The 10,384-nt window shown below is 28.8% G+C and carries 7 protein-coding genes and 3 rRNA genes; all 10 read left to right on the top strand.

Annotated features, from left to right (window positions below; translation table 11 throughout):
• Positions 1–79 (top strand): 23S ribosomal RNA (locus I2H23_RS14845); the annotation flags it as partial.
• Positions 80–217: 138 nt separating this feature from the next.
• Positions 218–334, top strand: a 5S ribosomal RNA gene (gene rrf, locus I2H23_RS14850).
• A gap of 217 nt (positions 335–551) precedes the next feature.
• Positions 552–2,810 (top strand): glycogen/starch/alpha-glucan phosphorylase, encoded by a 2,259-nt coding sequence (locus tag I2H23_RS14855; RefSeq protein ID WP_166506047.1) that lies wholly within the window; start codon positions 552–554, stop codon positions 2,808–2,810.
• A gap of 187 nt (positions 2,811–2,997) precedes the next feature.
• A complete protein-coding gene (locus I2H23_RS14860; RefSeq protein WP_195582024.1) occupies positions 2,998–4,344 on the top strand; it encodes an ABC transporter substrate-binding protein in 1,347 nt (448 codons plus the stop codon).
• 184 nt (positions 4,345–4,528) lie between these two features.
• A complete protein-coding gene (locus I2H23_RS14865) occupies positions 4,529–5,374 on the top strand; it encodes a carbohydrate ABC transporter permease (protein WP_092923315.1) in 846 nt (281 codons plus the stop codon).
• Positions 5,374–6,228, top strand: coding sequence for a carbohydrate ABC transporter permease (locus tag I2H23_RS14870; protein ID WP_092923317.1), 855 nt, complete (start codon positions 5,374–5,376; stop codon positions 6,226–6,228). Before I2H23_RS14865 ends, I2H23_RS14870 begins: the two co-directional genes overlap by 1 nt.
• Before the next feature lie 24 nt (positions 6,229–6,252).
• A complete protein-coding gene (malQ, locus tag I2H23_RS14875; RefSeq protein WP_195582026.1) occupies positions 6,253–7,734 on the top strand; it encodes a 4-alpha-glucanotransferase in 1,482 nt (493 codons plus the stop codon).
• 64 nt (positions 7,735–7,798) lie between these two features.
• The gene (locus I2H23_RS14880) at positions 7,799–8,833 is read left to right on the top strand and encodes a LacI family DNA-binding transcriptional regulator (RefSeq protein WP_195582027.1); all 1,035 of its coding nucleotides are present in this window, start codon (positions 7,799–7,801) and stop codon (positions 8,831–8,833) included.
• Between the two features lie 57 nt (positions 8,834–8,890).
• Positions 8,891–9,517, top strand: a complete 627-nt coding sequence (locus tag I2H23_RS14885; protein WP_195582029.1) for a YesL family protein — start codon at positions 8,891–8,893, stop codon at positions 9,515–9,517.
• Between the two features lie 539 nt (positions 9,518–10,056).
• Positions 10,057–10,384: ribosomal RNA gene (locus I2H23_RS14890) — 16S ribosomal RNA — on the top strand; the annotation flags it as partial.

Genomic DNA, 10,384 nt, shown 5'->3' on the forward strand with positions numbered 1-10,384 from the left:
TACCTGGTTGATAGGTCGAAGGTGTAAGTGCAGTAATGTATTTAGCGTATCGATACTAATAGGTCGAGGACTTGACCAAAATAAACCTAAAGGTTTATATCGCCAACCAAATCATTATTAAAATTTTAATAAGGAAGATTTCGGTTGCTAAGAATAAAATGATTAACTCTAGATGATATACAGTTTTCAGAGTATTAACTCTAAAAGATAAAGATTATGTGGTTATTATAGCAAAGAGGATACACCTGTTCCCATACCGAACACAGAAGTTAAGCTCTTTAGCGCTGATGGTACTTGGAGGGCGACCTCCTGGGAGAGTAAGACGTAGCCACGTAATCTTTTTTTGCGTTCAAAAATATAAAAATTTTAAGTATTTAATATTGGAATAAATTTATAAAAAAAATGCAAATTAAAAAAATATGTTGTGAAAAAAAGTTTAATAAACTACAATTACCTTAAGAGTAAAAATTTTAGCAATTTTGGAAACGATTCCGATAACGTTTCCAAAATTGCTAAATAAAATATTTAGTCAATAAAAAGGGGGATTGTAGGTGAATTTATCAGAAGGCCTAAAATTAAAAACTAATAAAGACATATCTGATTGTTCAAATGAGGAAATTTATTTTGCATTACTAGAATTAGTTCAAGAGCTTAGCGAGAAAAAAGTAATCAAAAATCAAGGCAAAAAGAAATTATATTATATATCAGCAGAATTCTTGATAGGAAAATTATTATCTAGTAATTTGATAAATTTAGGTATATATGATCAAGTAAAAGAAATCTTATTAAAGCATGGAAAAAATATATCTGAGATAGAAGAGATAGAGCCTGAGCCATCTTTAGGAAATGGTGGTCTTGGTAGATTATCAGCATGTTTTCTAGATTCTATAGCAACTTTGGGGATTCCAGGAGATGGTATTGGTTTAAATTATCATTTTGGTTTATTTAAACAAGTATTCAATAATAACTTACAAACAGAAGAAAAAAATGAATGGATTGATAAGGTCGGGTGGTTGAATAAAACCAGTACGACTTATGATATTAATTTTGGGGAATTTACTTTAAAATCTATACTTTATGATATTAATGTTACAGGATATAATAATCAAACTAATAAACTTCATTTATTTGATATAGAAACGATTGATGAAAGCATAGTAAAAGGTGGTATAGATTTTGATAAAGATAATATCGAAAAGAATCTTACTTTATTCTTATATCCTGATGATAGTGATGAAGAAGGTCGTCTTCTTCGAATTTATCAACAATACTTCATGGTAAGTAATGGTGCTAGATATATATTAGATGAGTGTATGGCAAAAGGAAGCAACTTACATGACTTAGATGAATATGCAGTAATACAGATAAACGATACTCATCCGACTTTGATTATACCAGAACTTATACGTTTATTAGTTGAAAGAGGAATAGAATTAGATGAGTCTATAAAAATTGTAACTAAAACATGTGCATATACTAACCACACAATTTTAGCTGAAGCTTTAGAAAAATGGCCTATTAAATATTTAGAAAAGGTTGTTCCACAACTTATACCTATAATAAATGAGTTAGATGATAGAGTTAGAGAAATTTATGAAGATGAGTCTGTGTACATTATAGATAAAAATGATAATGTAAATATGGCTCATATAGATATACACTATAGTTTTAGCGTAAATGGAGTAGCGTCACTTCATACTAATATATTAAAAAATAATGAATTAAATAATTTTTATAAAATTTATCCTGAAAAGTTTAATAATAAAACGAATGGAATAACATTTAGAAGATGGCTTATTCATTGTAATCCACTATTAACAGAGTTTATAGAAGAATTGATAGGGGATGAATTTAAAGCTGAGGCAGAAAAATTGCAAGACTTGATAAAATATATAAATGATGAAAAAGTACTTCAAAAGTTATTAGATATAAAACATTCTAATAAAGTTGAATTAAAAAATTATCTTAAAAAGACTCAAAATATAGATATAGATGAAAATTCTATTTTTGATATACAAATAAAAAGGTTACATGAATATAAAAGGCAACAAATGAATGCATTATATGTAATTTATAAGTATTTGCAAATTAAACAAGGGAATACACCAAAAACTCCTATTACAGTTATATTTGGAGCAAAAGCTGCCCCAGCATATACTATTGCAAAAGATATAATACATTTAATATTATGTTTACAAGAACTTGTAAATAATAATGAAGAAGTTAGTAAATATTTAAAAGTTGTAATGGTTGAAAATTATAATGTTACTATTGCAGAAAAACTAATACCGGCATGCGATATATCAGAACAGATTTCATTAGCTTCAAAGGAAGCAAGTGGAACTGGTAATATGAAATTTATGCTAAATGGAGCATTAACGCTAGGTACAGAAGATGGAGCTAATGTAGAAATACATGAACTTGTTGGAGATGATAATATATTTATATTTGGGGAGAAGAGTGATAATGTAATTAAACACTATGAAAATGGAGATTATGACCCTCTTGATATTTATATAAAGGATAAAAATATAAAAGAAATAGTAGATTTTATTGTTAGTGAAGAGTTAATGCACATTGGATGTGAAGAAAATCTTATTAGGCTATATAAAGAAATAATAAGGAAAGATTGGTTTATGGCTTTATTAGATTTTAATGAGTATTGCAAAAAGAAAGAGGAAGTCTTTAAAGAATATGAAAATAGAAATAAGTGGGCAAAAAGAATGCTAGTTAATATAAGTAAAGCAGGTTATTTTTCTTCAGATAGAACTATAAATCAGTATAATAAAGATATTTGGAAGTTACAGTAGAAAAGTCAATTATAAAACAGCATATGATCACAATAAAGGACAAAGTATAAAAGAATAATTTCTTGATTTTGAGAATTGTAGATGATAATATTTAAGTAAAGGGTCAGGAAACCGATATCAGTAACGTTTTCGGTAACGTTACCAGTAAGGCTTCAAAGGGATGAAAATTAAAAAAGGGGGATTTACTATGATTAAATTGAAAAAGTTTGTAACAATTGCTTTATCTGCAGTTTTAACAACAGCAGCACTAACAGGATGTTCTTCATCCTCTGATGATAGTACAGCTAAGGAAGATGGTAAGGGGTCAGTATATTACCTAAACTTCAAGCCAGAATCAGAATCACAATGGAAGAAAATTGCTGAGGATTATGAAAAAGAAACTGGTGTAAAAGTAAAAGTAGTTACAGCTGCAAGTGGAACTTATGAACAAACATTAAAGTCAGAAATAGCTAAAAAAGATGCTCCTACATTATTCCAAATAAATGGTCCAGTAGGATATGAATCATGGAAAGAGTATTGTGCTGATTTAAAAGATACAAATCTTTATAGTAAATTATTAAATCAAGATATGGCTATAAAAGATGGGGATGGAGTGTACGGTATACCTTATGTTGAGGAAGGGTATGGTATAATATACAACCAAGAAATAATGGATAAATACTTTGCATTAGATGGTGCAAAAGCTAAATCAATAGATGAAATAAATAATTTTACAAAATTAAAAGAAGTTTCAGAAGATATGCAATCTAAAAAAGATCAATTAGGAATAGATGGAGTATTTGCTTCTACATCACTAACTCCTGGTGAAGATTGGAGATGGCAGACTCATTTAGCGAATCTTCCTGTTTATTATGAATATAAAGATAAGGGAGTATCTAACTTAGACAAAATAGATTTTACTTATTCAGATAACTTTAAAAATATATTTGACTTATACATAAATAACTCAACTTGTGAACCTGCCTTATTAGGTAGCAAGACAGTTTCAGACTCAATGGCTGAATTTGCACTTGGAAAAGCTGCAATGGTTCAAAATGGTAACTGGGGATGGAGTCAAATAGCAGAAGTTGAAGGAAATACTGTTAAAGCAGAAAATGTTAAATTTATGCCGATATATACAGGTATTGAAGGTGAAGAAAAACAAGGGCTTTGTATAGGAACAGAAAATTTCTTCTCTATAAATAGTAAAGCTTCAGAAGCAGATCAAAAAGCATCAATTGAATTTGTTGAATGGTTATTCACTTCTGATACAGGTAAAAATCATGTAACAAATGAATTAGGTTTTATAGCTCCATTTAATACTTTTAAAGATTCAGAAACACCTCAAGATCCATTAGCTAAAGAAGTTTTAAAATATTTAGGAAATAAAGATTTATACAATGTAGACTGGAACTTTACTTCTTTCCCTAGCCAAACATTTAAAGATGATTTTGGTGCAGCATTACTTGAGTATTGTAATGGAAATATGAAGTGGGAAGATGTTAAGAAATTAGTAGTTGAAGAATGGGCAAGTGAAAAAGAAGCATCTAAATAAATTTTGAATTAATTTGATTTGTAAGTGAAAGGGCTTAGCCATAGATAACAGTATAATATCGTTAATATAATTTAGGATAAATCCTATTTATTTGATGAGAGAAATGCTTGTTTATGGTTTAAGCTTTTTCTTTAAACTAATTTGTTATAAGAAGTTTAAAATTATTAATATTAGGGGGAACATTATGCAAAAAGCACTAAAAAAATACTTTCCGATATTCCTAATTCCAACTCTGATTGCATTTTCTATTGCATTTATAATTCCTTTTATAACAGGTTTATATTTATCTTTTTGTGAGTTTATTACAATAAGTGATGCAACATTTGTAGGAATAGAAAACTATAAAAAGGCTTTTTCAGCAGGTCAAGGGTTTGTTGAGGCTTTTGGATTTACTACGATATTTACAATTATATCTATTATAACAGTTAACATACTTGCATTTACCCTTGCTTATTTTTTAACAAAAAAGATAAGAGGGACAAACTTTTTCAGAACTGTATTTTTCATGCCAAACTTAATAGGTGGGATAGTTCTTGGGTATACTTGGCAGTCTATGATAAATTCATTTTTAGCTAATTATGGAACAACTCTTGTTGCTAATCAAAAGTATGGCTTTATAGGATTAATTATACTTATGAATTGGCAAATGATAGGATATATGATGATTATTTATATAGCTGGGCTTCAAAGTGTGCCTAATGAATTAATAGAGTCAGCAAAAATTGATGGAGCAACAAAATGGCAGACGCTAAAAAATGTAACTATACCAATGGTAATGCCATCTATTACAATTTGTACTTTTTTAACTTTATCAAATAGCTTTAAGTTATTTGACCAAAACTTAGCATTAACTAATGGAGCCCCAATGCATAAAACAGAAATGCTAGCTCTTAATATAGTTAATACATTCTATGGAAGAAATAATTATGAGGGTGTTGGTCAAGCTAAGGCAGTTATATTCTTTGTTATAGTAGCGGTAATAGCTCTTTCTCAATTATACTTCACTAGAAAGAAGGAGGTTGAACAGTAATGCAAAACACAATGGCTAGAAAAAAGAATGTAGGAGACAATATAGTATTTATTATACTTTGTGCATTAGTAGTAGTATTTTTAGCACCGATTATATTTATAGTTGTAAATTCATTTAAGGGAAAATTCTTTATAAGTGACAATCCTTTTTCCTTACCTACTGCAGAAACATTTGTAGGTATCACAAATTATATTAATGGTTTACAGAAAACAGGGTTTTTAAGTGCTATTGGATGGTCATTTTTTATTACAATAATGTCAGTAGTAGTAATTTTACTTTTTACTTCTATGACAGCATATTACATTACAAGAGTAAAGAGTAAATTTACAAGTGTGTTGTATTACTTATTTGTATTTTCTATGATAGTACCTTTTCAGATGGTAATGTTCCCGATGGTAAAGTTAGCTGATACTTTACATCTAGCAAATCCGTTAGGTATGGTAGCGTTATATTTAGGATTTGGATCAGGATTATCGATATTTATGTTTAGTGGTTTTATAAAATCAATTCCACTAGAAATAGAAGAAGCTGCTATGATAGATGGATGTAATCCTTTACAAACATATTTTTACATAGTTCTTCCTATTTTAAAACCAACTGCAATCACTGTTGCCATACTAAATGCTATGTGGATATGGAATGACTACTTACTACCTTATTTAGTTATAGGTTTATCTACAAAATACAAAACTATACCAGTAGTAATTCAAATGTTAGTAGGTTCTAATGGAAATAGAGATATGGGTGCGATGATGGCTATGTTAGTATTAGCAATCATTCCTATTATAATTTTCTATTTAATATGTCAAAAGCACATAATAGAAGGAGTAGTTGCTGGTGCTGTTAAAGGATAATATAAGGGGTAGAGGAGAGAGATTATGAGAAGAAGTGGGATGTTGTTACCTATTTCAAGTTTACCCTCAAAATATGGAATAGGTAGTTTTTCAAAAGAAGCTTATGATTTTGTAGATATATTAGAAAAAACAGGTCAGAGTCTATGGCAAATACTGCCTCTAGGACCTACAGGATATGGTGATTCTCCTTACCAATCATTCTCAACTTTCGCAGGAAACCCATACTTTATAGATTTAGATGAATTGGTTAAAGAAGGACTTTTATCTGAAGAAGAATGTAATAGTTATGACTGGGGAAGTAACAATGAATATATAGATTATGAAAAAATATATTTATCAAGATTTAAAATTTTAAAAAAGGCTTATGAAAGAAGTAACATAAGTAAAAATAAAATATTTAAAGCATACTGTGAAAAGAATAAGTGGTGGTTACACGATTATGCGTTATACATGTCGATAAAAGATTATTTTGGTTCAAAGTCGTGGATAGAGTGGGATGATGATATTAGATCAAGAAAAGAAGAAGCTATATTGAAATATGAAGAAAAGTTAAAAGATAATATTGTGTTTTATAAGTATCAACAATACTTATTCACTAAACAATGGAGCAAGCTTAAAGCTTATGCAAATAAAAGAGGAATATCCATAATAGGAGATATCCCTATATATGTAGCTTTAGATAGTTCTGATACATGGGCTAACCCAGAGTTGTTTCAATTAGATAAGGATTGTATTCCTACAGCTGTAGCAGGTTGTCCTCCAGATAGTTTCTCGAAAACAGGGCAATTATGGGGAAATCCACTGTATTATTGGGAATATCATAAATATACAGATTATGAGTGGTGGATTAAAAGAATAGAGTATTCTTTTAAATTATATGATGTTGTAAGGATAGATCATTTTAGAGGTTTTGATGAGTATTATGCTATACCATATGGAGAAAAAACTGCTATAAATGGATCTTGGGAAAAAGGTCCAGGTTTAGATTTATTTAAATATATTAAAGGAAAATTAGGAGATGTAGAAATAATAGCAGAAGACCTAGGTTTTTTAACAGAAAGTGTAAAACAACTTTTGAAAGATACAGGATACCCTGGTATGAAAATTCTACAGTTTGCTTTTGATTCAAGGGAAGAAAGTGATTATTTACCTCATAATTATGAAAAAAATTGTATAGTATATACAGGGACTCATGATAATAGTACAATTAGAGGTTGGTATAAAGAAATTAGTCCACAAGATAAAAGAATGTGTGTTAATTACATGAATAATAAATATACTAGGGAAAGTATAATACATTGGGATTTTATATGTTTAGCTATGAGAAGTGTGGCTAATACTTGTATAATACCTGTACAAGATTATTTAGGATTAGGTAATGAAGCTAGAATAAATGTACCATCTACATTAGGTAATAACTGGAAATGGAGAATGAAATCAAATTGTTTCTCTAAGAACTTAATAAAAAAAATAAGGATGTTAACAAAGGTATATGGAAGAAAATGATTTTGAAATATATTATTTGATGTGCTAATATATTAAAAAATTAAATTGAAAGGAAGCCGTTGATATGAAGGCAATCACAATTAAAGATATAGCAAAAAAATGTGGCGTAGGGGTAAGTACGGTATCAAGGGCCATCAATAATCATCCAGATATAAATGAAGAAACTAGACGAATGATTATGGAAGTAATAAAAGAAAGTAACTTTATTCCAAATAATAGTGCTAGAAATCTAAAACTTTCAGATACGAAAACTATAGGAGTATTAATAAAAGGTATAGATAACCCATTTTTTCAAAATATGATAAAAGTATTTGAAGAAGAAATACAAAATAGAAAATATACATTTATATTACATAGGGTAGATTCTAGTCAAGATGAGGTCGAGGTAGCTTTAGAGCTTATAAAAGAAAAAAGGTTAAAAGGAATAGTATTTTTAGGTGGATCCTTTTCACACCAAGAGGATAAGTTACAAGAAATAAAAATACCATTTGTACTAAGTACAATAGCTATAACAGATAATGTAGATAAAAATTTATATTCATCGGTATCAGTTGATGATGTATATGAAAGTAAAAAGATAGTAGATTTTTTATGCGATAATGGACATGAAAAAATTGCAATTTTAGCATCATATAGTACAGATATGAGTATAAGCAATTTGCGTTTAGAAGGATATAGAAGGTCTTTAAGAAGTAGGAACATCCCAATAAATGAAAAGTTAATTAGATATACTTGGGATAGCCCTAATTCATATAGTATGGAGAATGGATATAACCTAACTAAAGAACTTATAAACTCTAAAGAAGAATTTACTGCGATTTATGCAATTTCTGATAGCATGGCCATTGGAGCATGTAAAGCTATACTAGAGTCTGGAAAAAGGATACCAGAAGATTACTCTGTTGTAGGATTTGATGGATTAGATATTACATACTATTATAATCCATCTATAACAACAATACGTCAACCTATTGAAGAAATGGCAAAGGAAACCACTAAGATATTATTTGACTTAATTAATAAGAAAAGTAAAAATCAACACAAAATCTTTGAAGGAAAACTGCTTGTAAGACAATCAACTTCTAAATTAGATAAATAAATTTGGAAAATAAGAATAATTTTAAGTAATGATTACAACTAATAGAAAGGATTTTTTATGGATAATTTATTTAGATATGGTGGAAAGTTTTGGGAAACGTTAGATGAGATAACAGATATAGTAGTGTTAAATTTTTTATTCATAGTTTTTAGTATACCAGTTATAACAATAGGAGCATCCTTAACAGCGACATATTCTGTAGCTTTAAAAAAGGTTAAAGATGAAGATGTACATGTTACTAAAGAGTTTATAAAACGATTTAAAGAGAATTTTAAAATTAGCACTGTAGTATGGATATTAATGATAGTAGTTGGAAGTGTATTATTACTAGATTTTCACATATCTAATTTAATATCTGATAAAACTTTGGGGGTAATGTTAAAGCTTATATCTACGATAGTAGGGATAATATTTTTATTTAACTTTACATATGTATTTCCTATTATATCTAAATTTAATAACACTATAAAAAATACTATAGTAAATTCTATTCTTATATCAATACAAAACCTACCTTATACAATAATAATGTTGACTATGAATTTATTATGTATAATATTGATGTTTTCATTAGTTGATTATTTTGGATATATATTATTTTTTTATATGGTAATTGGATTTGGGATTACTTCATATATTAACTCTATATTTTTAAATAAAATATTTTACAAATATATAAATTAAAAAAGTATAAATATATTTATTTAATAATAAGTAATATAATAGCATAGATTAATCTATGCTTTTTTTATGTAATTGGATAAGGCGTTATGACATGGCGCTTTGCCGATACATTGCTTAATTAAAGTAAATTTTTTATTGTTTATTATGACTTAGATAAAATTTAAAAAAGTTAATAAATTAGTTGATAATGTGGATAAAAAATGGATTGAAAGAGTTTTACTTAATATAACACTACTTAGTAATGTTAATAAAATCCTACACAAATAAATTTTTAAAATATATTACAAAAAAATTAAAAAAATATATTGACTAATAATTAGAAAGGTGATAAAGTATTACTTGTCCAAGAGATACGGACGAAAAATAAAACGAAAGAAAATCTTGACTAAAGGTTAATAACCTGGTAAGATAAGTAAGTCGAGAAAATGAACTTTGAAAATTAAACAGTAGGTTAATTTATATAACTAATGATTCTTAAAAGAATCGAATACAACCAAGCCAGATATTCAGATAATGATAGTCTGAGCAGGTAACAACTTTTATTTGAGAGTTTGATCCTGGCTCAGGATGAACGCTGGCGGCGTGCCTAACACATGCAAGTCGAGCGATTCTCTTCGGAGAAGAGCGGCGGACGGGTGAGTAACGCGTGGGTAACCTGCCCTGTACACACGGATAACATACCGAAAGGTATGCTAATACGAGATAATATGTTTTTATCGCATGGTAAAAATATCAAAGCTTTTGCGGTACAGGATGGACCCGCGTCTGATTAGCTAGTTGGTAAGGTAACGGCTTACCAAGGCGACGATCAGTAGCCGACCTGAGAGGGTGATCGGCCACATTGGAACTGAGACACGGTCCAAACTC

Origin of the sequence: Romboutsia sp. BSD2780061687b_171204_C1 (genome assembly GCF_015560225.1) — a bacterium.
In the GTDB taxonomy this organism is placed as follows: Bacteria; Bacillota; Clostridia; order Peptostreptococcales; family Peptostreptococcaceae; genus Romboutsia_C; species Romboutsia_C hominis.

Excerpts from the sequence above, each read along its gene's own strand:
- I2H23_RS14860 (WP_195582024.1), top strand. The coding sequence starts at position 2,998 with ATGATTAAATTGAAAAAGTTTGTAACAATTGCTTTATCTGCAGTTTTA.
- I2H23_RS14865 (WP_092923315.1), top strand. The coding sequence starts at position 4,529 with ATGCAAAAAGCACTAAAAAAATACTTTCCGATATTCCTAATTCCAACT.
- I2H23_RS14870 (WP_092923317.1), top strand. The coding sequence starts at position 5,374 with ATGCAAAACACAATGGCTAGAAAAAAGAATGTAGGAGACAATATAGTA.
- malQ (WP_195582026.1), top strand. The coding sequence starts at position 6,253 with ATGAGAAGAAGTGGGATGTTGTTACCTATTTCAAGTTTACCCTCAAAA.
- I2H23_RS14880 (WP_195582027.1), top strand. The coding sequence starts at position 7,799 with ATGAAGGCAATCACAATTAAAGATATAGCAAAAAAATGTGGCGTAGGG.
- I2H23_RS14885 (WP_195582029.1), top strand. The coding sequence starts at position 8,891 with ATGGATAATTTATTTAGATATGGTGGAAAGTTTTGGGAAACGTTAGAT.